20 protein-coding genes are annotated in these 22,448 nt (G+C 68.8%); 12 read left to right on the top strand and 8 right to left on the bottom strand.

Going from position 1 to position 22,448, the window contains the following annotated elements:
* Positions 1-6: 6 nt before the first annotated feature.
* The 4 genes from NMP03_RS11565 (at position 7) to NMP03_RS11550 (ending at position 1,978) form a co-directional block, all read left to right on the top strand.
* Positions 7-267 (top strand): DUF4160 domain-containing protein, encoded by a 261-nt coding sequence (locus tag NMP03_RS11565; RefSeq protein WP_256505568.1) that lies wholly within the window; start codon positions 7-9, stop codon positions 265-267.
* Positions 236-490 carry a DUF2442 domain-containing protein gene (locus NMP03_RS11560; RefSeq protein WP_197054248.1) on the top strand — a complete coding sequence of 85 codons (255 nt, stop codon included), beginning with the start codon at positions 236-238 and terminating at the stop codon, positions 488-490. The genes NMP03_RS11565 and NMP03_RS11560 overlap by 32 nt, the downstream gene beginning before the upstream one ends.
* Positions 487-1,554: a chorismate synthase gene (gene aroC / locus NMP03_RS11555; protein WP_256505566.1), complete on the top strand. Its 1,068-nt coding sequence runs from the start codon at positions 487-489 to the stop codon at positions 1,552-1,554. Before NMP03_RS11560 ends, aroC begins: the two co-directional genes overlap by 4 nt.
* 118 nt (positions 1,555-1,672) lie before the next feature.
* Entirely contained in the window at positions 1,673-1,978 is a 306-nt protein-coding gene (locus NMP03_RS11550; protein ID WP_256505565.1) for a hypothetical protein, read from the top strand.
* 66 nt (positions 1,979-2,044) lie between these two features.
* Here NMP03_RS11550 and NMP03_RS11545 read toward each other — a convergent pair whose 3' ends face one another.
* Complete coding sequence (locus tag NMP03_RS11545) at positions 2,045-3,334, bottom strand: adenylosuccinate synthase (protein WP_256505564.1); 1,290 nt, start codon at positions 3,332-3,334, stop codon at positions 2,045-2,047.
* Between the two features lie 91 nt (positions 3,335-3,425).
* Complete coding sequence (locus NMP03_RS11540; protein WP_256505563.1) at positions 3,426-6,797, bottom strand: PAS domain-containing protein; 3,372 nt, start codon at positions 6,795-6,797, stop codon at positions 3,426-3,428.
* A 116-nt stretch (positions 6,798-6,913) separates the two neighbouring features.
* On the opposite strand from NMP03_RS11540, the gene NMP03_RS11535 reads away from it, so the two are divergent.
* From NMP03_RS11535 to NMP03_RS11525, 3 genes are all read left to right on the top strand, one after another.
* Complete coding sequence (locus tag NMP03_RS11535) at positions 6,914-7,921, top strand: fumarylacetoacetate hydrolase family protein (protein WP_256505561.1); 1,008 nt, start codon at positions 6,914-6,916, stop codon at positions 7,919-7,921.
* A gap of 106 nt (positions 7,922-8,027) precedes the next feature.
* Complete coding sequence (locus NMP03_RS11530; RefSeq protein WP_256505560.1) at positions 8,028-8,681, top strand: outer membrane protein; 654 nt, start codon at positions 8,028-8,030, stop codon at positions 8,679-8,681.
* A 278-nt stretch (positions 8,682-8,959) separates the two neighbouring features.
* Positions 8,960-9,388 (top strand): NIPSNAP family protein, encoded by a 429-nt coding sequence (locus NMP03_RS11525; protein WP_256505559.1) that lies wholly within the window; start codon positions 8,960-8,962, stop codon positions 9,386-9,388.
* Between the two features lie 49 nt (positions 9,389-9,437).
* Here NMP03_RS11525 and NMP03_RS11520 read toward each other — a convergent pair whose 3' ends face one another.
* On the bottom strand, positions 9,438-10,418 hold the full coding sequence (locus NMP03_RS11520) for a sensor domain-containing diguanylate cyclase (RefSeq protein ID WP_256505558.1): 981 nt from the start codon (positions 10,416-10,418) through the stop codon (positions 9,438-9,440).
* A complete protein-coding gene (locus NMP03_RS11515) occupies positions 10,411-10,650 on the bottom strand; it encodes a hypothetical protein (protein WP_256505557.1) in 240 nt (79 codons plus the stop codon). Before NMP03_RS11515 ends, NMP03_RS11520 begins: the two co-directional genes overlap by 8 nt.
* A gap of 259 nt (positions 10,651-10,909) precedes the next feature.
* Here NMP03_RS11515 and NMP03_RS11510 point away from each other — a divergent pair, with 259 nt between their 5' ends.
* From NMP03_RS11510 to NMP03_RS11495, 4 genes are all read left to right on the top strand, one after another.
* The gene (locus tag NMP03_RS11510) at positions 10,910-12,196 is read left to right on the top strand and encodes a 3-methyl-2-oxobutanoate dehydrogenase (2-methylpropanoyl-transferring) subunit alpha (protein ID WP_256505556.1); all 1,287 of its coding nucleotides are present in this window, start codon (positions 10,910-10,912) and stop codon (positions 12,194-12,196) included.
* Positions 12,197-12,449: 253 nt separating this feature from the next.
* Positions 12,450-13,454, top strand: a complete 1,005-nt coding sequence (locus NMP03_RS11505; RefSeq protein WP_033919559.1) for an alpha-ketoacid dehydrogenase subunit beta — start codon at positions 12,450-12,452, stop codon at positions 13,452-13,454.
* A 2-nt stretch (positions 13,455-13,456) separates the two neighbouring features.
* Positions 13,457-14,827, top strand: a complete 1,371-nt coding sequence (locus NMP03_RS11500) for a dihydrolipoamide acetyltransferase family protein (RefSeq protein ID WP_256505555.1) — start codon at positions 13,457-13,459, stop codon at positions 14,825-14,827.
* A 171-nt stretch (positions 14,828-14,998) separates the two neighbouring features.
* Positions 14,999-15,820: a protein phosphatase 2C domain-containing protein gene (locus tag NMP03_RS11495; protein WP_256505554.1), complete on the top strand. Its 822-nt coding sequence runs from the start codon at positions 14,999-15,001 to the stop codon at positions 15,818-15,820.
* A 1-nt stretch (position 15,821) separates the two neighbouring features.
* Here NMP03_RS11495 and smc read toward each other — a convergent pair whose 3' ends face one another.
* The 4 genes from smc to NMP03_RS11475 all read right to left on the bottom strand — a co-directional run bounded on the left by smc (position 15,822) and on the right by NMP03_RS11475 (position 21,317).
* Positions 15,822-19,229 (bottom strand): chromosome segregation protein SMC, encoded by a 3,408-nt coding sequence (gene smc / locus NMP03_RS11490; protein WP_256505553.1) that lies wholly within the window; start codon positions 19,227-19,229, stop codon positions 15,822-15,824.
* Positions 19,230-19,359: 130 nt separating this feature from the next.
* Entirely contained in the window at positions 19,360-20,085 is a 726-nt protein-coding gene (locus NMP03_RS11485; protein ID WP_256505552.1) for a thioredoxin domain-containing protein, read from the bottom strand.
* A 24-nt stretch (positions 20,086-20,109) separates the two neighbouring features.
* Positions 20,110-20,778, bottom strand: a complete 669-nt coding sequence (locus NMP03_RS11480; protein WP_256505551.1) for a thioredoxin domain-containing protein — start codon at positions 20,776-20,778, stop codon at positions 20,110-20,112.
* Positions 20,778-21,317 carry a DUF721 domain-containing protein gene (locus NMP03_RS11475; protein WP_256505550.1) on the bottom strand — a complete coding sequence of 180 codons (540 nt, stop codon included), beginning with the start codon at positions 21,315-21,317 and terminating at the stop codon, positions 20,778-20,780. The genes NMP03_RS11480 and NMP03_RS11475 overlap by 1 nt, the downstream gene beginning before the upstream one ends.
* Before the next feature lie 27 nt (positions 21,318-21,344).
* Between NMP03_RS11475 and mutY the strand changes: the two genes are divergently transcribed.
* Complete coding sequence (gene mutY / locus NMP03_RS11470; RefSeq protein WP_256505549.1) at positions 21,345-22,421, top strand: A/G-specific adenine glycosylase; 1,077 nt, start codon at positions 21,345-21,347, stop codon at positions 22,419-22,421.
* Positions 22,422-22,448 lie beyond the last annotated feature (27 nt).

Raw genomic sequence — 22,448 nt, 5'->3', positions numbered from 1 at the left:
AGGACGATGCCGGTTGTCTTTCAAGCCGACGGGTATCGCTTCCATTTCTTTTCGCGCGAGGGCGATCCGCGCGAGCCGGTGCACATTCATGTCGCCAACCGCGGCACGGGCGATGCCAAGCTATGGCTTTATCCCGAGGTGGCGATCGCCTATAATTACGGCTTCGACGCTCGAACCCAGCGATGGCTCATCGCGCAGGTGACCGAGCGGCGAGAGGAAATCGAGAGCGCGTGGCATGAGCATTTCGGTACAGGCAACCAAGGTTGAGTTCGACGACGACCAGATGTGGGTTCATCTGAGCGACGGACGGACGCTTGGGGTGCCGCTCGCCTGGTATCCGCGGTTGTTGAACGCGTTGCCCGCCGACCGCGCCAAGGCCTGGATCAGCCCCAGCGGGCTGCATTGGGACGAGATCGACGAGGATATCTCGATCGCCGGATTGCTCGCCGGGCGGGGGGACATGGATCAGGCGCCGCGTTACGCCGCATGAGCTACAATAGTTTCGGCCGGGTCTTCCGGTTCACCACCTGGGGCGAAAGCCATGGCCCCGCGATCGGCGCGGTCGTCGATGGCTGCCCGCCGGGGATTGCGCTGAGCGAAGCCGATATCCAGCCCTTCCTCGACAAGCGCCGCCCGGGGACGTCGCGCTTCACGACGCAGCGGCAGGAGCCCGATGCGGTGCGGATTCTGTCGGGGGTGTTCGAGGGGCGCAGCACCGGCACCCCGATCAGCCTGATGATCGAGAATGTCGACCAACGATCGAAGGATTATTCTGAGGTCGCCAAGGCGTATCGCCCCGGCCATGCCGATTATGCCTATGACGCCAAATACGGCTTTCGCGACCATCGCGGCGGCGGGCGGTCTTCCGCGCGCGAGACCGCGATGCGGGTGGCGGCGGGCGCGGTCGCGCGGCTGGTGATCCCGGAGGTGACGATCACCGCCTGGGTCGAGGCGATCGGCGGCGACGCGATCGATCCGGCGCGCTTCGACGCAAGCGAGATCGACCGTAACCCGTTCTTCTGCCCCGACCCCGAAGCAGCCAAGCGCTGGGAGCGGCTGGTCGACGACGCGCGCAAGGCGGGATCGTCGCTGGGCGCGGTGATCGCGTGCGAGGCGACGGGGGTGCCCGCGGGCTGGGGCGCGCCGCTCTATGCCAAGCTCGACAGCGAATTGGCGAGCGGCATCATGTCGATCAACGCCGTGAAGGGCGTTGAGATCGGCGACGGCTTTGCCGCGGCGGCGTTGCGCGGCGAGGACAATGCCGATGCGATGCGGCCGGGTGAAGGCGCGCCCACGTTCCTGGCGAACCATGCCGGCGGGATCGCGGGCGGCATATCGACCGGCCAGCCGATCCGCGTGCGCGCGGCGTTCAAGCCGACCAGTTCGATCCTCACCCCGGTCGAGACGATCGACCGCAAAGGCAACGCCGCCGAGATCGCGACGCGCGGTCGCCACGACCCGTGCGTCGGTATTCGCGGGGTGCCGGTAGTCGAGGCGATGGTGGCGTTAGTGCTCGCCGACCAAAAACTGCTGCATCGGGCTCAATGCGGCTGAAGCGAGGCTCGGGTCGCCGCAGAAGCGAGCTGTATCGAAGATGAACCGTTTTTCGGGGTGCGACCAAAGCTGCGTGCGACTGTTCTGCTCTCACTAGTTTCAATCACGGAGAGCAACAATGCGCACCAAGATCCTTGGAGGCATGCTGATTCTTTGCGGTTCGACCGCAGCCATCGCCCAGACCGCACCGACGCAGACCGCGCCGACGCAGACCGCCCCGGGCCAGACCATGCCGGCCCCGTCGAGCGACGGCACCGCGGTCGACGAAGCAATGGAAGGCCAGACCACGCCAACCGACCCGACGGTGCCCGATTCGATGACCGAGACGGCGCCGACCGACCCGACCGCCGATCCCGCGGGCACGCCCGAGACCGATGCCGAGGTGCCAGGCGAATCGCCGACGACGACCCCGCCACAGGGCTAAGGTCGAACCACAAGAAAGAGGCCCGGTGTTCGCCGGGCCTTTTTTGTGCGTGTCGTCCGAGCGCGCTCAGTCCGAGAAGGGATCGCGGACCAGGATCGTGTCCTCGCGCTCGGGGCTGGTCGATACCAGTGCCACGGGGCAGCGGATCAGCTCTTCGATCCGGCGGATATATTTGATCGCCTGCGCCGGGAGTTCGGCCCAGCTGCGCGCGCCCGCCGTCGTTTCGGACCATCCCTCCATCGTCTCGTAGATCGGCACCACGCGCGCCTGGTCGGCGGCGTGCGCCGGGAAATGGTCGAGCGTGGTGTCGCCCAGGCGATAGCCGGTGCAGATGTTGATCGTCTCGAACCCGTCGAGCACGTCGAGCTTGGTCAGCGCGATCCCGGTGATCCCCGATACCGCTGCCGACTGGCGCACCAGCACCGCGTCGAACCAGCCGCAGCGGCGCTTGCGCCCGGTGACGGTGCCGAACTCATGGCCGCGTACGCCTAGCCGCTCGCCGGTCTCGTCATGGAGCTCGGTGGGGAACGGCCCCGATCCGACGCGGGTGGTATAGGCCTTGGCGATCCCGAGCACGAAGCCGACCGCCGCCGGCCCCAAACCCGAGCCGCCCGCCGCGGTGCCCGCGATCGTGTTCGACGAGGTGACGAACGGATAGGTGCCGTGATCGATGTCGAGCAGCACGCCCTGCGCGCCCTCGAACAGGATGCGGCGACCGCGCGAGCGCGCTTCGTTGAGCGACCGCCAGACCGGCTGGGCATATTGCAGCACGAAATCGGCGATCTCGCGCAATTGCTCGATCAGCCCGGCGCGGTCGATCGGCGGTTCGCCGAAGCCCGCACGCAGCGCGTCGTGATGCGCGGCGACGCGGTCGAGCTGCGCACCAAGATCGTCGAGATGCGCCAGATCGCAGACGCGGAGCGCGCGGCGACCGACCTTGTCTTCATAGGCAGGGCCGATGCCGCGCCGCGTGGTGCCGATCTTGCCCGCGCCCGAGGCATCCTCGCGCAGCCCGTCGAGATCGCGGTGGAAGGGCAGGATCAGCGCGCAGGTGTCGGCGATCATCAGGGTGTCGGGCGAGACGGTGACGCCCTGGCCGCGCAGCCGCTCGACCTCGTCGCGCAGCGCCCAGGGGTCGAGCACGACCCCGTTGCCGATGACGCTGGGGGTGCCGCGCACGATACCCGAGGGGAGCAACGAGAGCTTATAGACCTTGTCGCCCACCACCAGGGTGTGGCCGGCATTATGCCCGCCTTGGAAGCGGACGACGACGTCGGCGCGCTCGGCCAGCCAGTCAACGATCTTGCCCTTGCCCTCGTCGCCCCATTGGGCGCCGATTACTGCCACGTTCGCCAAAGCGCTTCGTCCTTCGTAGATGGTCGGGAATGCGGGGAAGCCCTATCGCGCGGCGGCGGCGGCGTCCACCGCCTGCGCGAAAGCCGTGATGTCAGGCGTCGAGCACCTGGCGGACGCCGAGCGCGAGCTGCGAAAGGTCGAACGGCTTGGGCAGGATCGGCGCGTCGAGCCCGTCGTCTCCCGCGACGTCGCCGGTATAGCCGCTGGTGTACAGCACGCGCAGCCCGGGCAGCCGATCGCGCGCCAGCCGCGCGAGTTCGGGGCCGGTCATGCCGGGCATCACGACGTCGGTGAACAGCAAGGCGGGGCGGCGCCCGGCGTCGAGCAAGGCGATCGCCTCGGCCCCGCTACTGGCATGGGTGACGTCATAGCCGAGTTCGCGCAGCGCCTCGACCGAATGCGCGCGCACGCGGTCTTCATCCTCGACGACCAGCACCACCTCGGCCCCGCGCACCAGCGTCTTCGCGCGCGGCGGCAGGTCGGTCGCGACGAGCGCCCCGGTCGAGGGGAGATAGACGCAGACGGTGGTGCCGCTTCCCTGTTGGCTGTCGATACGGACATGCCCCGCAGACTGGCGAACGAAGCCGAACACCTGGCTGAGCCCCAGCCCGGTGCCCTTGCCCACCCCCTTGGTGGTGAAAAAGGGCTCGAACGCGCGCGCGGCAGTTTCGGGGGCCATCCCCTCGCCGGTGTCGGCGACCGCGATGGTAACGTAATCGCCCGGGCTGATACCATAGCCCGCGGCCATGTCGGCCCCGATGTGCGCCCGGTCGGTCGCGATCGTCAGCGTGCCGCCGCGCGGCATCGCATCGCGCGCGTTGACCGCGAGGTTGAGGATGACATTTTCGAGCTGGCTCGGATCGGCGATCGCGCTGCCGCTGCGCTCGCCCAGCTTGGTTTCGACGCGGATGTCGTCGCCGATCGTGCGGATCAGCAGCTCGATCATCCCGCGCACCATCTGGTTGACGTCGATCGGCCGCGCCGCAAGCGGGCTCTGGCGCGCAAAGGCTAGCAATCGCTGGGTCAGCCCCGCGGCGCGCGTGGCACCGTCGCGCGCCGCCATCACATAGCGCCCGACGTCGGTCGATCCCTGCGCCAGCCGGCGTTCGAGCAGGTCGAGCGCGCCGATCACCACCGCGAGCATGTTGTTGAAGTCGTGCGCGATTCCGCCGGTGAGCTGGCCGACGGCCTCCATCTTCTGCGCCTGGCGCAGCTGGTCTTCGGCGCTCATCAGCTGGCGGGTGCGCTGGTCGACCGCGCGCTCGAGCTCCTCGCGCGATCGCGACAAGATCTCGCGCGCGTCGACGATGTCCTGGATGTCGGTGCAGGTGCCGAACCAGCGGGTGATCGCGCCGCCATCGTCGCGCACCGCGCTGGCGCGTGCGAGCACCCAGCGCCAGCCGTTCGACGCGGCATGGCGCATGCGATATTCGAGGTGATAGGGCTGGCCGGTCGCCAACGCGGTGCGCCAGCCTTCGAGCGCATTGTCGCGATCATCGGGATGGACGACCTGCGCCCAATCGTCGCCGATCATCGCGCGGTCGGTCGCGCCGGTGAAGTCGTACCAGCGCTCGTTCAGATAATCGATCCGCCCATCGGGCAGCGACGACCAGACCATATGGTCGATCGAATTGGCGATCGCGCGGAACTTGCCTTCGCTTTCCTTGAGCGCGGCGACCGCGGCGACGCGCTCGACCGCGTCCCAGGTGATTTCGGCGACGGCTTCGATGAAGGCGACTTCCTCGGCCGGCCATTCGCGGGGACTGGCGCAATTGCCGTACATGCTCGCCACCCAGCGGCCGTGGCGAAGCAGCGGCACGCCGATCGCCGCCACCGTCGTCCGCGCGATCGCCGATCCGTTGAAGCTGGGATCGCGCGCGGTGTCGCTGACGATCAGCGTGCGCCCCGATTCATATTGCGCGCGCTGGGCTGCGCCGAGCTCATCGGCGGTGAAGCCGCCGCGCAGCTCGGGCATCGCACCGTTGGTCCAGCCGGGACCCAGGTCGATATCGCCGTTTTCGCCGACGCGGTAAAAGCCCGCGCGATCGAGCCCGAGCCGCTCGCCGAGCGCGCTGGCGGTGATGCACATGATCGCCTCGGGGGTGTCGAGCGCACGCTGGCGCTCGGCGAGCGCATAGAGAAACGACTGCGCCTCGGTCGCGGCGCGCAATTCCTCGGCGGTCGAGCGTGCGGCTTCCTCGGCGGCCTTGCGGTTGGTGATGTCGAAGGTGATGCCGGGGAAGCGCACCATGTCGCCGCCGTCGCTGCGCAGCGCGCGGCCCTGTGCGGCGACCCAACGGGTGCTGCCATCGGGCTGGACGAGGCGATATTCCTCGGAGAATGCCGCCCCGGTCAGCAGCGTCGAATCGACCGCGGTGCGGACGCGCTCGGCATCGTCAGGGTGGATCGCCGAGAAGAAATCGACCAGCGGGGCGCCGATCTGCGCTGTTTGCTCCTCAACCCCGTACATCCGCGCGAAGCCCGCATCGGCGGTCACCCGATCGTTGACGACGTCCCAGTCCCAGGTGCCCACGCCTTGCGAGACGTTGAGCGCCAATTGAAGCCGCGCCTGGCTTTCGCGCAGCGCGGCCTCGGCCTGCGCGCGATCGGTGACGTCGGTGGCCTGGATGAAGATATCGGTGACGGTGCCCGCGGCGTTGCGGATCGGCTGATAGACGAAATCGACGATGCGTTCTTCAAGCGCGCCATCGCCCGACCGCGCCAGCCGCACCGCCTCGCCCCAGGCGCGATAGGTCTTGCCGGTGGAAAAGACATTCTCGAGCAACGCGACGAAGCCCTGGTCGACCACTTCGGGCATCGCATCGGCGACTCGCTTGCCCAGCAGGTCGCGGCGCCCGACGAGCTCGAGAAAGGCGTCGTTGGCGAGCTCGAAGCGCTGCTCGGCGCCGTGCAGCAGCGCCACCGCGCCCGGCGATTGCTGGAACAATTCGTGCAACCGAAGCACCTCGGCCTGGCGGGTGCGCTCGGCCAGAACGAAACGGGTGGTTTCGTTGCCCTGGTTGAGCACGCCCACGACCTGGCTATCTTCGTCGCGGATCGGCGTGCCGCTATAGTTCCAGTAGGTTTCCTGCGCGACGCCGTTGCGCGCCATCATCAACAGCTGATCGTAGCTGGCAAAGGCGATGCCCTGGTCGCGGACATTGTCGAATTCGGGGCCGACGACGTCCCAGATATCGGCCCATACCTCGGCGCCGGGGCGGCCGAGCGCCCAGGGGTGGCGATCGGCGGGGATCGCTGACCAGGCATCGTTGTAAAGCAGATGATAGTCGCGGCCCCAATAGATCGCCATCGGGAAGCTCGACGACAGCACCAGATCGAGGATGAATCGCAGCGCCTGCGGCCAGCTTTCGGGCGCACCCAGCGGGTGCCGCGACCAATCGTGTGCGCGGATTCGGTCGGCCATCTCGCCGGGGTGATCGAGGAAGCCAAGGCCGCGCTGCATAGCGCTGCGATGCGGAACCAAAGGGGGGCTGTCAACTGCCGCGAAGCGCTCGACTTCGCGGCGCCAGCGGCTATGCAGGGGGGCGAAAATAGTGCCAAAAAATAGTGGAGAGCGCGATGAAGCTGGCAAGCCTGAAGCATGGTCGCGACGGACGGTTGGTGGTGGTGTCCGACGATCTGGCGTGGTGCGCCGATGCCGGGCATATCGCGCCGACGCTGCAGGCCGCGCTCGACGACTGGGAGGCGGTCGAGGGGGCGTTGCGCAACCTGGCGACCGACCTCAACCACGAGGCGATCCCGATGATGCGCTTCCATGAGCGCGAGGCGGCGGCGCCGCTGCCGCGTGCGTATCAATGGGCCGATGGATCGGCCTATGTGAACCATGTCGCGCTGGTGCGGCAGGCGCGCGGCGCCGAGATGCCCGAGACTTTCTGGCACGATCCGCTGATGTACCAGGGCGGGTCCGACGGGTTCCTGGGACCGCGCGACGACATCCCGCTCGCCGACGAGGCCTGGGGCTGCGACCTCGAGGCTGAAGTGGTGGTGGTGACCGGCGACGTGCCCGCGGGCGCGAGCCGCGAGCAGGCGCTGGCGGCGGTGCGGCTGGTCGGGCTGACCAACGACGTCAGCTTGCGCAACCTGATCCCCGGCGAGCTCGCCAAGGGGTTCGGCTTCTTCCAGTCGAAGCCCGCCAGCGCCTTCTCGCCGGTGTTCGTCACCCCCGATTCGCTGGGCGATGCCTGGGCCGACGGCAAATTGCACCGCGCGCTCAACGTCGACCTCAACGGGCAGCCCTTCGGCCGCGCGCAGGCGGGCGAGGACATGACCTTCGATTTCGGCACGCTGATCGCGCACGCCGCCAAGACGCGCGCGCTGGGGGCTGGAACGATCATCGGATCGGGCACGGTATCGAACCGCGACGCGAATGGCGGCCCGGGCAAGCCGGTGGCGGCGGGCGGGGTCGGCTATTCGTGCATCGCCGAGGTGCGGATGATCGAGACGATCGAAGGCGGCAAGCCGGTGACGCCGTTCCTGAAGGCCGGCGACACGGTGCGCATCTGGGCCGAGGACGAACGCCACCACGCGATCTTCGGGACGATCGAGCAGACCGTGATCGCGGGGTGAGCTTCAGCCTGTTTGTCGCCAAACCGGCGTCGATATGGAGCCTTTGTTAACCACTGCCCGGCTTAAAGCGCCGCGCGGGGGCAGCTCCTCGCAAGAGGAGATTTTGATGAAATTACCAATGCTTATCGCCGTGCTTGCAACCTCGTTCACGGCGGTGCCGGCGATGGCGCAGGACGGCGCGTCGGTGTTCACCGGCCCGCGGGTCGAAGGCCGGGTGGGCTATGACAATGCCACGATCCGCGCTAGCGTGACCGATGGCGTCGATCGCTTCAGCCGCAGCGCTGTCCGCAGCGGCGCGGTCTATGGCGGCGAGCTGGGTTACGACGCTGCAGCCGGCGCCAATGTGCTGATCGGTGGCTATGCCGGGCTGGAGGGCGCGACCACCGAGGAGTGCGGCGAGCTTTATGGCGTCGACGAGCTTTGCCTCAGCGCGGGTCGCAGCATCACCGCGGGCGCGCGAATCGGCACCCGGCTGGGCAACCGCTTCGCGGTCTATGGCAAGGGTGGCTATTCGAACACGCGCGTGACGCTCGATTACCAGGATTATGAGTTCATCATCCCCGATTATCGCGAAAGCACCAATGTCGACGGCTTCCATCTGGGCGCCGGCGTCGAGGGTGCGCTGCCCGGCGGCATCTATGGCCGCCTCGAATATGTCTACACCGGCTATGGCGAGGTGAGCGCGACCGCCGACGACATCACGGCAACGCTGAAACCGCACCGTCATCAGGTGGTGTACGGCATGGGCATCCGCTTCTGATCGTGGGGCCTGGTCGGCGTTCTACCGGCCGGGCCTTTACGCGGGTGACAGCGGGGAGCGGCGTGCGTGGGAGCGTTGCAAGGCTAAGCGATCCGCATCAAACCGCGAGGATGTGGGAAGCCGTCGCTCGCCGATCCTCACCCCGGACCAAGTCCGGGGTGACGCGCCAATTCGGTCCGCACTTTGGTGATAGCTGCCTAGGAGGATCGACATGCGCTACCCCCATGGCGCACGATGTGATCCGCAGCCATCCCCACCATCCCCTCAAGGAGTCCCCAATGCGCTCTGCCCTTGCCTGTCTTGCCCTAGTTGCCTGCGCGATCCCTGCTTCGGCGCAGCAGGCGGCGGTCGATCCGCAGGCGTTGTTCTATGAACTGCGCGTCTATTACCCCGCACCGGGCAAGCTTGCGGCGCTGAACGCACGGTTCCGCGAACATACGCTGGCGCTGTTCGCCAAGCACGGGATGCGCAACGTCGCTTATTGGAACGAGCAGCCGACCGACGCTGCGGCCGAGGGGCGGATCGTGTATGTGCTCGCCTATCCCAGCCGCGCCGCGCGCGAGGCGAGCTGGAAGGCGTTCGTCGCCGATCCGCAATGGCGCGCGGTGGCGGCGGCTTCGGAGGCAAACGGCAAGCTGGTCGCCAAGGTCGACAGCGTCTTCATGACGATGGCCGATTATTCGCCGCCGCTGACGCTGCCGCGCTGATCGCCGCCCGCGGCGGCGGTGGCCGGTCTGCCGTCCGCCGCCGCGGCTGCTAGGCAGCCATCCGCGTGCAGTTTCGCCCGCCCGCCTTGGCGGCATAGAGCATCGTGTCGGCGCGCTCGAGCCATTGCGGGAAGGACGTCATTTCGGGGCCGAGCGCCGCGACGCCCATGCTGGCGGTGACGTCGATCGCGATGTCGCCGTCGAGCACGACCGGGCTTTGCGCGATCGCGCCGCGCAGGCGCTCGGCGACGACCACCGCATCGCTGGCCGCGGTCTCGGGCAGCAGGATCGCGAATTCCTCGCCCCCCAGCCGGCCGAACACGTCGCTGGGGCGAAGCGCGCCGCCGGCGATCTTGGCGACGTGGTTCAGCACCCGGTCGCCCGCGGGATGGCCATAGGTGTCATTGACCGATTTGAAGTGATCGAGGTCGAGCATCACCAGGCTGCTCGGGCGGCCATAGCGGCGCGCGCGCGCGATCTCGCGCTCGGCCTGTGCGACGAAGCCGCGGCGGGTGAGCGCGCCGGTCAGGTGATCGACCTGCGCGATCAGCCGCAGCTCGAGCTCGTCGCACACGATGTTGGCAAAGTTCGACAGGATCGCGAGGTCGGCGGGACTGAAATGGCGCGGCCGCGTATCCATCGCGCACAGCGCGCCGACATTATAGCCCTCGGGAGTGCGCAGCGGGATGCCGGCATAGCTTTTGACATAGGGCGGACCAGCGACCAGCGCGGTGCCGGCGAAGCGCGGATCGAGATCAGCATTCTCGACCACGAACGGCGCGCGCTGCTGGATGGTGTGGGTGCAGAACGATACCGAGCGCGGCGTCTGGTCGGCATCGACCCCGCGCTTGGCCTTGAACCACTGGCGATCGCGATCGACCAGCGTCACCGTCGCGATCGGTACCGAGAGCACGGTGCGCACCAGCGTGACGATCTTCTCGAACGGTTCTTCGACCGCGGTGTCGAGCACGCTCAGCCGATGGAGTGCGGCGATCCGCGCCTCGTCGTCGTGCAACAGGGCGTCAAACATGCCGATCCACCTTCATCATCTCTCGGATCGCGACGGTAAGTTCGTCGGCATAGCTGTCGACCAGCGTGCGGACACTCGTCTCGATCGTGTCGTCTTGGACGCCGGCGGCTTGCATGCTGGCGATGAGCGCCGCCAGATGCGCCTGGTGGCGCTGGACGCTTTCGAGCAGCTCGCTGGGGATTTCGAGCGGCTCGGCGTCGGTGGGGGTGGGGTGGAGTTGATCGATACGCATAACCCATCCTGAACTAAACTGGATCAAGTCTGCCTAGGCGCCAAAAGTTAACGGAGCGAAAAAAACGGGCGCATCTGGCGGCAATCGCGTCTTGGCGTCGCCGACGGCGGAGCCTGCCTTGACCGCCATCGGGCGGGGGCCGGTGGGCTGGCCCGACCAACGGACAGGCTGGTAATATCATTTGAAACTTTATAACAAGGCGCCGAACCGGCTCTGGAGCGTTGTCCAAGCAACGTCCGAGGCGAATCTGGAGAGTGTCTTGACCGGCGAACCCCGCGCCAACCTGCCCCCGCTGTCGCTCCACGTCCCCGAGCCCAAGTTCCGCCCGGGCGACAAGGCCGAATTCAGCGACGTCATCGTGCCGCCCGCGGGCAGCGGCCGGCGCCCCGACCCCGCCGAGCCGGCGGCGCAGTTCCACGAACTGGCCTATGGGCTGGTGCGCGTGCTCGACGACGAGGGCAATGCGGTGGGGCCATGGGCGCCGCGGCTGACCCCCGACACGCTGCGGCGGATGCTGCGCTACATGGCGCTGGTGCGCGCGTTCGATGAGCGGATGTTCCGCGCGCAGCGGCAGGGCAAGACCAGCTTCTACATGAAGTGCACCGGCGAGGAGGCGGTCGCGGTCGCCGCGACGATGGCGTTGCAGCGCGACGACATGACCTTCCCCAGCTATCGCCAGCAGGGCATCCTGATCGCGCGCGACTGGTCGCTGGTCGACATGATGAACCAGATCTATTCGAACAAGGGCGACCGGCTGCAGGGCAAGCAATTGCCGATCATGTATTCGACGCGCGAAGGGGCGTTCTTCTCGATCTCGGGCAATCTGGCGACGCAATATCCGCAGGCTGTGGGCTGGGCGATGGCGAGCGCGGCCAAGGGCGACACGCGGATCGCCGCGACCTGGTGCGGCGAGGGATCGACCGCCGAGGGCGATTTTCATTCGGCCTGCACTTTCGCCAGCGTCTATCGCGCGCCGGTGATCCTAAACGTCGTCAACAACCAATGGGCGATTTCGAGCTTTTCGGGATTTGCGGGTGCCGAGGCGACGACCTTTGCCGCGCGCGCGCTGGGCTATGGCATCGCCGGCCTGCGGATCGACGGCAACGACGCGCTGGCGGTGTACGCCGCGACCGAATGGGCCGCCGAGCGCGCGCGGACCAACCAGGGGCCGACGCTGATCGAGCATTTCACGTACCGTGCCGAGGGGCATTCGACCTCGGACGATCCGTCGCAATATCGCTCGGCCAACGAAGCCAGCGACTGGCCGCTGGGCGATCCGATCGCGCGGTTGAAGGGTCATCTGGTTCGCCTGGGCGAATGGGACGACGAACGCCACGCGGCACAGGACCTCGAGCTCGCCGAGCTCGTGAAGCGTTGCCAGAAGGAGGCCGAGGCCAATGGTATCCTTGGGCATGGCCTGCACCAGCCGCTCGACACGCTGTTCGACGGGGTGTTCGAGGAAATGCCGTGGCATCTGAAGGAACAGCGCGCGCAGATGCTCGCCGAGGAAGAAGCGAGCGGGCGGCCATGGGCGTTGAAGTCATGAGCGTCGCCCAGCGCCCTCTTCCCCTCTCCCCTGGACAGGGGAGAGGATACCGCAGCTTGGTCGCGAAGCGGCCTAGCGAAGGTTGGAGAGGGGTCGAGCGAAGCGGAGCTTCGCGCGGTCGCAAGTGCGACCGCACCACCCTCACCCAGCTCCGACTAGGCCGCGCTGAAGAAGCGCGACCAAGTCTGCGCAACCCTCTCCCGCCAGCGGGAGAGGGAATATGAGCGAGACCATGACCGAACCAACCACCCGCATGAACATGATCCAGGCGATCAACTCCGCCATGGACGTCGTGATGGCGCGCGATCCCGACGTCATCGTGATGGGCGAGGATGTCGGCTATTTCGGCGGCGTCTTCCGCGCGACCGCCGGATTGCAGGCGAAATATGGCAAGACGCGGGTGTTCGATACGCCGATCACCGAATGCGGCATCATCGGCGTCGCGGTCGGGATGGGGGCGTACGGCCTGCGCCCGGTGCCCGAGATCCAGTTCGCCGATTACATCTATCCCGCGCTCGACCAATTGGTCTCCGAAGCGGCGCGGCTGCGCTATCGCTCCGCGGGCGAGTTCATTTCGCCGATCACGGTGCGCTCGCCCTTCGGCGGTGGGATTTTCGGCGGGCAGACGCATTCGCAGTCGCCCGAGGGCATCTTCACCCATGTCTCGGGGATCAAGACCGTCATTCCGGCGACCCCCTATGACGCCAAGGGGCTGCTGATCTCGGCGATCGAGGACAATGACCCGGTGCTCTTCTTCGAGCCCAAGCGGATCTATAACGGCCCGTTCGACGGCTATTGGGACCGCCCCGCCAAGAATTGGTCGGCGCATCCCGCGGGCGAGGTGCCGACGGGCTATTACAAGATCCCGCTGGGCAAGGCGGCGATCGCGCGGGCCGGTAACGACCTGACGATCCTGGCCTATGGCACGATGGTGCATGTCGCGATCGCGACGGTCGAGGAAGCCGGGGTCGATGCCGAGGTGATCGACCTTCGCACCTTGGTGCCGCTCGACATCGAGACGATCGAGGCGTCGGTGAAGAAGACCGGGCGCTGCATGGTCGTCCACGAAGCGACGCGCACCGGCGGCTTCGGTGCCGAGCTGGCGGCGCTGGTGCAGGAGCGCTGCTTCTACCACCTCGAAGCGCCGGTCGAGCGGGTGACGGGGTTCGACACGCCGTATCCGCACAGCCTGGAATGGGCGTATTTCCCGGGGCCGGTCCGCATCGGACAGGCGCTCAAGAAAATCATGAAGGACTGACGATGGCGCGATTCTCTTTCCGCCTGCCCGATATCGGCGAAGGCATTGCCGAGGCCGAGATCGTTCAATGGCATATCGCGGTCGGCGACCGGGTCGAGGAAGACCAGCAGATCGCCGACATGATGACCGACAAGGCGACCGTCGAGATGGAATCGCCGGTGTCGGGGGTCGTCGTCGAACTGGCGGGCGAGGTCGGTGACCAGGTCGCGATCGGCGCGACTTTGGTGGTGATCGAGACCGAGGCGGTGACCGAGAGCGCGACGATGGTCGCGGAGAATCCGGGGGTCGAGGAGGCAAGCGACGCGCAGGCGGTTTGCCTGACGCCCGAGGAAGATGCGCGGATCCGTGCTGAGGCGAAGGACGCGGGGCTTGCGCCGATCCTCCCCGACACGGGGAGGGGGACCGCCGGCGAAGCCGGTGGTGGAGGGGGATCGCCGCAAGCGGTGCCGCCTGCGGAAGCCCCCCTCCACCATCCTGCGGATGGTCCCCCTCCCCGTGCCGGGGAGGATCGGCCCCAGGTGCTGGCTTCGCCGGCGGTTCGTGCGCGGGCCAAGGCGCTGGGCGTCGATCTCGCTTCGGTGAAGTCCGACGGCAACCATGTCCGCCACGCCGATCTCGATGCGTATCTGCGCTATGGCGGCGGCGAGGGCTATCATGCGCCGGGTGCCAGCCGCGCGCGCGCCGATGTGCCGGTCAAGGTGATCGGGATGCGCCGGCGGATCGCCGAGAATATGGCGGCATCGAAGCGCGCGATCCCGCATTTCACCTATGTCGACGAGATCGACGTCACCGCGCTCGAGGAGATGCGCGCCGATCTCAACGCCAATCGTGGCGGGCGGCCCAAGCTGACGATGCTGCCGCTGCTGATCGTCGCGATCTGCCGCACGATCCCCGATTTCCCGATGCTCAACGCGCGCTATGACGACGAAGCCGGCGTCGTGACTCGGCATGGTAGCGTGCATCTGGGGATGGCGACGCAGACCGATGCCGGGCTGATGGTGCCGGTGATCCGCGACGCGCAGGACAAGAATGTCTGGCAGCTGGCGAGCGAGATCGGCCGGCTGGCCGACGCCGCGCGCACCGGCAAGGCGAAGTCCGAGGAGCTGTCGGGATCGACGCTGACGATCACCTCGCTCGGGCCACTGGGCGGAATCGCGACGACGCCGGTGATCAACCGCCCCGAAGTCGCGATCATCGGGCCGAACAAGATTGTCGAGCGGCCGATGTTCCGGGGCGATGATTTGGTCCGCGCCAAGCTGATGAACCTGTCGATCAGCTGCGACCACCGTGTCGTCGATGGCTTCGACGCGGCGAGCTATGTCCAGGCGGTGAAGAAGCTGCTCGAAACCCCGGTGCTGCTGTTCGCCGAGTGAGGTAGCTCCCCTCCCTGGAAGGGAGGGGTTGGGGGTGGGTAGGGTCCTGGAGATGGCTCTCCTCGCACCTATCGCCGCCGTAGCGCGAGCACTCGACCCACCCCCGGCCCCTCCCTTCCAGGGAGGGGGGAAGAATTCGAACTGTCATTATCGTGCGCTACGCCTGCCCCCATGCATTTCGACCTGCTCCAGTCGATCGGCCTGGCGGGCGACGCCGCCACCCCCAATGACGACCGTGCAGGCTGTGGTGACACGCTCGCCTGGGTGATCGACGGCGCGACCGATCTGGGGCCGCCGGGGCTGCTCGGCGAGCGCGGCGGCGCGGCGTGGCTGGCGAGCGTGACCGACGCGGCGTTCGCGGGCGTCGCGCCGGGATCGATCGCGCGGGTGTGCAGCGACGTGTTCGCGGTGATCGAGCGACGCTATCGCAGCGAGCATCGCCGCGAACCCGAAGCCGCGTGGGAATTGCCCAGCGGATCGATGCTGGCGGTGTCGATCGTCGGCGAGCAGCTCGATTGCGGCTGGATCGGCGATTGCGCGGGGTTGCTCCGGCACGGCGATACGGTGCGCTGGATCGGTGCGGCCCCCGACCGATCGGGCGAGCGCGCGCAGGCGGCGGCGCTCGGCGTCGGGATCGGCGCAGCCAAGCAGCGCGCGCCGTTGGTCACCGCCGATCGCCGCGCGGCGCGCGGACGGCCCGGGCGGCGGGTGCTGGGGGTGAATGCGGGGCGATCGCAGGCGGTGCTCACCACCGCGCGGGTGCCCGTCGCGCGCGGCGACATGCTGCTGCTGATGAGCGACGGCTTTTCGGCGCTGGTCGATGCCTATGGCGCCTATGACGGCGAGGGGCTGATGGCGGCGATCGAGGCGCGCGGGCTGGCGGCGCTGGCGGTCGAACTGCGCGCAATCGAGGCCGAGGATGCCGCCTGCGTCCGCTTTCCGCGCTTCAAGCAGTGCGACGATGCGACCGCGCTTTGGGTGCGGGTGGGCTAGCTCACTCCGCTGCGAGCAGCCCCTCGGCGCTGCCGAGATCGACCGACACCAGCCGCGATACCCCGCGTTCGACCATCGTGACGCCGAACAATCGGTGCATCCGGCTCATCGTCGCGGCGTTGTGCGTGACGATCAGATAGCGGGTGTCGGTTTCGCGCGTCATCACCTCGAGCAGATCGCAGAAACGGTCGATATTGGCGTCGTCGAGCGGGGCGTCGACTTCGTCGAGCACGCAGATCGGCGCGGGGTTGGTGAGGAACAGCCCGAAGATCAGCGCGACCGCGGTGAGCGCCTGTTCGCCGCCCGACAGCAGCGTGAGCGATTGCAGCTTCTTCCCCGGCGGCTGCGCCATGATTTCGAGCCCGGCTTCGAGCGGATCGTCCGAATCGACGAGTTCGAGATGCGCCTCGCCGCCGTCGAACAGCGTGGCGAACAACCGGCGGAAATGGCGGTCGACCGCCTCGAACGCCGCGAGCAATCGCTGCCGCCCCTCGCGGTTGAGCGTACCGATCGAGCCGCGCAGCCGCGCGACGGCTTCACCGAGTTCGGCGCGCTGGCGGGCATTATTGGCGCTTTCGGTTTCGAGCTCGGCGAGTTCGTTGTCGGCGATCAGGTTCACCGCGCCGATCCGCTCGCGTTCGGCGACCAGGCGGTCATGGGCGGCGGCTTCGTCGTCGGGGGCGCCGACGCTCGCCGAGGCGAAGCCCGCGCGTTCGGGCAGCAAGGGCGGCGGGCATTCGAAGCGCTCGCCCGAGACGCGGCCGAGTTCGAGGCGGCGTTGCTGCTGGCTCTCCGCGCGTGCGGCGGCGCCGGCACGGCGCTCGCGCGCTTCGCTCAAGGCTTCGGCGGCTTCGCGCGCGGTGTCTTCGGTAAGGCGTAGCGCGGCTTCGGCACCGCGTTCGGCGGTGGCGAGGGTTTCGGCTTGCGCGCGGGTCGCGGCGGCGGAGGTGGTGGCTTCGTCGATCGCCAGCGCCAGCGCGACGGGCTTGTCGGCTAGCGTCTGGGTTTCCTGGGCAAGGTCGGCGGCGCGCTTGTCGATGTCGGCGATCCGGCGTGCGGCCTCGCCCGCGCGGGCGCGCCAGCTCTTGGCCTCGGCGGTGGCGGCAGCGTGGCGCTCGCGGTCCTGCGCCAATGCGCGATCGAGCGTGGCGCGTTCGGCGCGCGCCTGCGCTGCGGCGGCGCGGCGTGATTCGGCTTCGCCCGATAGCTTCGCGACAGCCTCGCGGGTGGCGGTGCCGTCGGGGAGTGCGGTGATGGCCTGCGCGGCGCCATCTGCTTCGGCTTCGGCCTCGTGGAGATCGGCTTCGATCCGCTGGCCGCGTGCGTCGATGTCGGCGCGCTGCGCGTCGAGACGTTCGAGCTGGCCCGCCGCGCGATCTTCGGCGCGCGCCATTTCGCGTTCGGTGCGGTCGGACTGGTCGAGCACGCGGCGGGCATCGGCGGCGGCGCGGCGCGATTCGGCGATGACCGCCTCGATCCGCGCGAGTTCGGCCTCGGCGCCGTCGACCGCGCGGATGGCGGCGGGGCGCAGCGCCTCGATCGCGCGCAGCCGGCTGATCCTCTCGAGGCGTTCGGCTGCGGCTGCGCCACCGCTCTTGGCGACATAGCCGTCCCAGCGGCGAAGCACGCCGCCAAGCGTCACCAGCCGTTGGCCGACCGCCAGCGCCTCGCCGCTGTCGGTCTCGGCGACGAGGATCTGCGCCAGGCGGCGCGCGAGGGCGGGGGGCGCTTCGACATGCGCGGCGAGCGGCGTCGTGCCCTGCGGGGGGGGCGGATCGGCGGCGTCGATGTCGGCGCCTGCCCACCAGCGTTCGGTGCTGGCGTCGAGCCCTGCTTCGAGATCGTCGCCGAGCGCGGCGGCGAGCGCGCGTTCATAGCCCGGCGCAGGGACCACCGAATCGAGCAGGCGGATGCGCCCAGCGGGGCGGGTCGCCTTGGCGAGCGCGGCCGATTCGCTGTCGAGCGCGGCGAGTTCGGCATGCGCCGATGCGCGCGCCGATTGTGCGCGGCCTCGCGTGTCGATCGCGCCGCGTTCCTCGGCATCGGCCTGCGCGAGCGCGGCGCGGGCGGTTTCGGCGTGGCGCGCGGCTTGCGCACGGGCATCGGCGGCGCGGGTGCGCTCGGCATGGAGCGGGGCTGCGTCGCCCAGCGCCTTGGCTTCGGCGGCGATTCGTGCGCGGTCGCGGGTGGCGCGATCGAGGCGCGCGCTGGCGGCGGCGAGTGCGGCTTGCGCGACGCGGACCTCGGCGGCTTCTTGGGCTTGCGCGGCGAGCGCCTGCGCGAGCGCGACCTCGGCATCGCGCGCCTGGCGTTCGGCTTGCGCGAGCGTGGCGTCGAGCGTGGGGATTCGTTCGGCGGTCTCGGCGATCCGGGCGTCGAGCGTTTCGCGTTCGGTGGCAAGGCGCGCGATCGCTTCGGCGGCGTCGCTCGCTAGCGTGCCCTCGCGGGTGCGGTCGCCGGTCAGCCGCTGCGCGCTGGCGCGCAATTCGCCCAGCCGAAGGGTGATCGTAGCCTGTTCGGTGCGCAGCGTATCGAGCCGGTGGCCGGCGCCGGTGGCGGCATCGCGCGCGGTCTGTGCTGCGGCGCGGGCATCGCCCAAGGTAGCGGCGGCGGCGGTCTGATAGGCGGCGGCGGCGCGCTGCGCCTCGGCGCGGTCGGTGACCAGCGTGTCGGCCTCGGCGGCTTCGCGCTTGGCGAGATCGGCGGCGGCGGCGGCGTCGCGCCAGCGCGCGAAGATCATTCGCCCCTCGGCAGTGCGAATCTGCTCGGACAGCGCGCGATAGCGCTGCGCCTGGCGCGCCTGGCGTTTGAGCGCGCCGGCGCGCGCGTCCTGGTCGGCGATGAGTTCGTCGAGGCGCAGCAGATTGGCCTCGGTCGCGCGCAGCTTTTGCTCGGCATCCTTGCGGCGGACGTGGAGTCCGGCGATGCCGGCGGCCTCCTCGAGCATCGCGCGGCGCTCGGCGGGGCGCGCGGCGATGATCGCGCCGATCCGTCCCTGGCTGACCAGGGCGGGCGAATGCGCACCGGTCGCCGAATCGGCGAACAGCAAGCCGACATCCTTTGCGCGGACGTCGCGGCCGTTGATCCGATAGGCCGAGCCCGCGCCGCGCTCGATCCGGCGGACGACTTCGACCTCGTCATCCGCGCCCACCCCCTCGGCATGCAGCGCGACCTCGGCGAAGTCGCGCGCGGGGCGGGTGGCGGTGCCCGCGAAGATCACGTCTTCCATCCCCGCGCCGCGCAGCGACCGGGCCGAGCTTTCGCCCATCGCCCAGCGCAAAGCCTCGAGCAGGTTCGACTTGCCGCAGCCATTGGGGCCGACGATGCCGGTAAGGCCGGGTTCGATCCGCAGGTCGGAGGGGTCGACGAAGCTCTTGAAGCCGGTCAGCCGGAGGCGGGTGATCCGCATGGCAACGCCGACCCTATCGTCCGTTTGTCCTGAGCCTGTCGAAGGACCGTTCTTCTCTTCCCGCGCGGAAGGAAGGACAGTGCTTCGACAAGCTCAGCACGAACGGGAGGGATGGTTCACCCAATCGCGATTACGCCCCCGCGTTCTTCAGCGCCGCTTCGACCTGCTGCCAGTTCACGGCGTTCTCGACCTTTTCGCCGTTGATGAAGAAGCTGGGGGTGCCCTGGACTTCGGTCGCCGATTCGGTGGTCTTCACCAATTTGTCGACCAGCGCGGTGTCGGCGAGGCAGGTCTTGGCCTGCGCGTCCGAAATGCCGCGCTGCTTGACGAAATCGACATAGCCCGCGGCTTGCGCGATCGCCGCGATCTGGTCCTGCGGCGGCAGCGACTGCAATTGCTGCTGCTGCGCCTCGGACAGGTTCTGCAACCGGTCGAGCGTCGCCGACTGGTCGGCATACATCTGCTCGAGCATCGGGAAGAAGGGCGCGGTGCCGCCGCAGCGGCCGAGCACTGCCGAAGCGAGGTCGGGCGCGCCGTGGATCAGGAAGTCGCGGAATTCGAACGAGACCTTGCCGCTTTCGACGAGCTTGGTCAGCGGATCGAAGCCGTCGCGGGCGAAGGCGGCGCAGGCGGGGCAGGTGCGCGAGCCATATTCGACGAGCTTCACCGCGGCATCGGGATTGCCCATGCGATAGCCGCCCTCGGGGGTTTCGCTGACGGTTTCGGTCCAGTTCTGGCCGGCGGGCGCGGGCGCGGCGGCGACCGGCGCAGCAGGCGCGCTGGTGTTCGAGCTGGTGTCGGCGCCGTTGCACGCGGCGAGCAGGGCCAGGGCGGCGAGAGCGAGGGTGGTACGCATGGAAGACGGGTCTCCTGGAGGGTGTCAGCGGGCGCCGGCGGTGAGCAGGCGCGGTTTGAGGCTTGCCCAGTCGTTGCCGGGCACGAGCGTGCCGTTGACTTCGAAGCTGGGGGTGCCCTGGATCTTGGCGAAGGCCGCCTCGGCCATCGCGACGAGCTTGGCGCGGTCGGCGGTGGCGGCGAGGCAGGCTTGGGGAGCGGTCTTGAGGCGCGGGCGGATCAGCGCCGTGACGCCGCTGGCATCGGCTAGGCCGGCGAGCTGCGCTGCCTGCGATGCGCCCTCGGCGGGGCGATAGGCCTGCGCCTTGGCGAGCATCGCCTCCTGGTTGGCGAACACCGCGTTGTGCGCGGCGACGAAATTGGCGGGGCCGGTGCAGCGCACCAGCATCGCCGCCGACAGATCGAGCCCGTCGCGCACCGCGTGCCGCACTTCGAGGCTGACGCTGCCGCGGCGGACCATGCCGTCGAGCAGTTCGGGCTTCGATTCGGCGACGAATGCCGCGCAATGCGGGCAGGTGTAGCTGAGATACTCGACCAGCTTCACCTTGGCGGCGGGGTTGCCGATGATGTGTGCGCCGGTGGGGGTCTGGCGGATCGCGGTGCGCCAGTCGCGCTGCGAAGCGGTTTGGGCCTGGGTCGAGCCGGTGAGTAGCGCGCCGAACAGCAGCGCGAGGACGATCAGATAAGGGCGCATCAGCGTATCTTTCCCAGGATGGGGATCGAGCGGGGTTCGGCGAGGCCCGATGCCAGCGCTTCGAGCACCGCTTTCAATTCGGGATCGGCGATGTCGCGCAGCGAATCGCCGAGCTCGGCGGGAACCGGCGCGCGCGGCGGGCGCGCGACCGGGCGGGTGGGGCGGCGGATCTCGCCCTGGCGAAACACCAGCTTGATGACGGCTGGATAGCCGAAGAAGCGGTTCACCCGCTCGATGATCTCGGGTGCGATATGCTGCATCATCGTAGCGTGCGCGCCGCCGACGGTGAGCGTCAGCACCCCCTCGCCGCGCTTGCCGTGCGGGAAGCGGATCGATTCGGGGGCCGAGACGCGCGCATAGCGATCGCCGACGATCTCGTGCCAGCGGCTGACCACGGCGGACTGGACGAAGCCGAATCGCTTGAACGCGGCGCCGCCGACCTGCGGCAGCAGATCGGCGACCGGCCGCGCGCGGTTCGAGCGCGGCGGCGGCTGGATCGGTTGCCTCGCGATCGAGGTGGTACGCGGTGTCTTCGCCATCGCGAATGTCCATGCCATAGGCCGGGCGTGTCCGCCAAGGTTCCTTTGTCCCCGCTGCCGCAGCGCCTGCCCGGCGTCGCGCGCGATCTGCTCGATTGGTATGACGCCAATGCCCGCTCGCTGCCATGGCGCGCGCCGCCGGGGACCGCTGCGCCCGATCCGTATCGGGTGTGGCTGTCCGAGGTGATGCTCCAGCAGACGCAGGTCGCGACGGTACGCCCCTATTTCGAGCGCTGGACCGCGCGCTGGCCGACCTTCGCCGCGCTGGCAGCAGCCGAGGATGCCGAGGTGATGGCTGCCTGGGCGGGGCTTGGCTATTATGCGCGGGCACGCAATCTGCTCGCCGGCGCGCGGGTGATCGCTGCCCAGCATGGCGGGCAGCTGCCCGACACCGAGGCGATGCTGCGGACGATACCCGGGATCGGCGACTATACCGCGGCGGCGATCGCGGCGATCGCGTTCGGCCGGCGTGCGGTGGTGGTCGATGCCAATGTCGAGCGCGTGGTCGCGCGATTGTTCGCGATTCAAACGCCGTTGCCCGCAGCCAAGCCGCTGATCCGCGCCGCTGCCGATCGCGTGACCCCCGAGGAGCGCGCGGGCGACTTCGCGCAGGCGATGATGGATCTGGGATCGGGCATCTGCACCACGCGGGGCCCGCGCTGCCTGTTGTGCCCGATCCGCGCGCATTGCGAAGGCTTTGCGCAGGGCGCGCCCGAGCGATTGCCGGTGAAGGCGGCCAAGCGCGTGCGCCCGGTGCGGCATGGGACGATGTTCTGGCTCGAATGCGATGGCCGCGTGCTGCTGCGCCGCCGGCCCGCCAAGGGGCTGCTCGGCGGGATGCTCGCGCTGCCTACCGGGCCTTGGGCGGATACCGCGCCGCTGCTCGACGACGCCCCTGCCGACGTCGCCTGGCGGCTGCACGACGAAACCGTCGCGCACGGCTTCACCCATTTCGAGCTGGTGTGCGCGCTTGCCAGCGGTGGCTGGCGTCGTCATCCCGACACAATAGACGGCGAATGGTGGCCGATCGACGCACTCGATTCGGCGGGGTTGCCCGCCGTCTTTCGGAAAGCGACAGATGCGATGCGGAGGATATGCGGATGACGAAGGTGAAGCGCTGGATGCTGGGCT

Origin of the sequence: Sphingomonas qomolangmaensis (genome assembly GCF_024496245.1) — a bacterium.
GTDB lineage: Bacteria > Pseudomonadota > Alphaproteobacteria > Sphingomonadales > Sphingomonadaceae > Sphingomonas > Sphingomonas qomolangmaensis.
The sequence above is the reverse complement of the archived record's forward strand: the minus strand, read 5'-3'. Positions and strand labels throughout refer to the sequence as shown.